The sequence below is a fragment of the Endozoicomonas sp. ONNA1 genome, from assembly GCF_024606325.1.
GTDB lineage: Bacteria > Pseudomonadota > Gammaproteobacteria > Pseudomonadales > Endozoicomonadaceae > Endozoicomonas_A.
This window is the reverse complement of record NZ_JAHHPN010000054.1, coordinates 1-1,521: the sequence shown is the minus strand read 5'-3', so window position 1 is coordinate 1,521 and position 1,521 is coordinate 1. Positions and strand designations below refer to the sequence as shown.

Genomic DNA, 1,521 nt, shown 5'->3' with positions numbered 1-1,521 from the left:
ATGTCATTTCGCTAAGAGGCTGAGGTTGGCTTGAAAGACCAAAATGGTTGTCGATATCCCGGATTCTCAGGGCGCGTGTTCGATTGTCCCCACCTGAGTATTCGGGCTGACGTGGGTTGATAGACGCCAGGTTTTCAAGCAGACAGGCATTGTATTCCTGCACACATAATCTGGCCATATAGCGTTGCTCGGTATAAGACATCAGCCAGTTATCACCGATATCGGATGCCGGGAATGATTGCCAGCGTTTTTGCCAGGGCTGCTGGTTTATAAACCTTTCCAATCCCTGTTGCCAGTCTTTCATCCATTTGTTGACTTCCTGCCTTAATACATCCAATTGGTAGCGAGCTTCGGCCAGCTGCCGGTACTGGGCAATAAAAGCGCTTGCCGGTTGCTTAAAGCGTTCCGGCATGGGGTTCAGAGGCATTTGTTTAAGTTGTTTGATGCCAACCCGAATCAGAGAGGTAATACGCTCGGAGCTTTCCAGATAATCTCGATATAAAGGTTGCTCAAGACATTTTGTCAGCCATAAAGCCTGTTCAGGTTTCATCCCGCGAATGATGGCGAGGTTGGCATCGGCAGGGTGTTGCCCGTGTTCAGGCAGAGTCAGTGCTGCTTTGATGCCGCCGACTTTTTTAATCGCAACATCCCAGGGCTGAATGCAGAAAGGCTTTGATTTTATAACGGGTGTCTGGGCGTGATGACTGTCTGTTTCAAGAATGGAATTCTCGATATGCCTCAATCTGTAGAACGGCATCTCGTCAATATCACGTTCTGATAAGCCAGCGACTGGCTTCAACGAAGTCCTCCAGCCTTCAATACAATCGCTTCCCATCTGCTGAATGCTTGGCCAATGTTCTCCCATTTCTGGCAACAGGGCGGCTGGTGACAGGTGGTAACTCGCCCGCCAGTCGTCGCTGTTGTCCAGTCTGTTTGCTGTTATGTAGCGGGTTTTCATTGGTTTCCTGGTCCAAATAGAACTCTGGTGTTGGGTTATATTGGCTTATTCTGGTTGAATATTCAAGATATATGAAAATGTGAGTATTAATGCATAAAGCTAAAAATAAGGTGTCGGTTGAGGATAATTCTCGGCCCCGATTATGATGGTCGCTTGCCAACCCATGTTCGGTGAATTTCAGGATACCAGTCCAATTCAGCTGGCTTTGTTTGCCAAGCTTTCGTTTGCCAGGCTTTCCGATTTGGCAGATAAAACGCTATTTGAGAGTGATATCAAGCAGGCGATTTGTGGTTTCGGGGGAACGGTTTCTACTCCTATCCTGGATGTTCTGAAGTTGTGTCCAAAGTGGCCATGAACGAGCTGGGTGACGATATGCACCCTTTCTCTAGAGCAGCCAGACGCTTTGCATGTTTCTCGTCAGCGAATCAATGAACTTGTTAATCAAAAACGCGGGGTTATCTCAAGCACGCTTTGCGACTGGCTCGCTTTTTTGGCATGATGCCGGATTTCTGGCCGAACCTCCAAGTAAAGTGGGATTTGCACAAAGTGGCTCAGTCTGAGGA

General features: G+C 47.9%; 2 protein-coding genes. One reads left to right on the top strand and one right to left on the bottom strand.

Annotated elements, in window-relative coordinates; all coding sequences use genetic code 11:
• Window positions 1-958, bottom strand: a 958-nt coding sequence (locus KDK19_RS01235) for a hypothetical protein (protein ID WP_257291177.1), incomplete at its 3' end; no start/stop codon positions are given.
• A 142-nt stretch (window positions 959-1,100) separates the two neighbouring features.
• Between KDK19_RS01235 and KDK19_RS01230 the strand changes: the two genes are divergently transcribed.
• Window positions 1,101-1,313: a hypothetical protein gene (locus KDK19_RS01230; RefSeq protein WP_257291176.1), complete on the top strand. Its 213-nt coding sequence runs from the start codon at window positions 1,101-1,103 to the stop codon at window positions 1,311-1,313.
• Window positions 1,314-1,521: the final 208 nt, after the last annotated feature.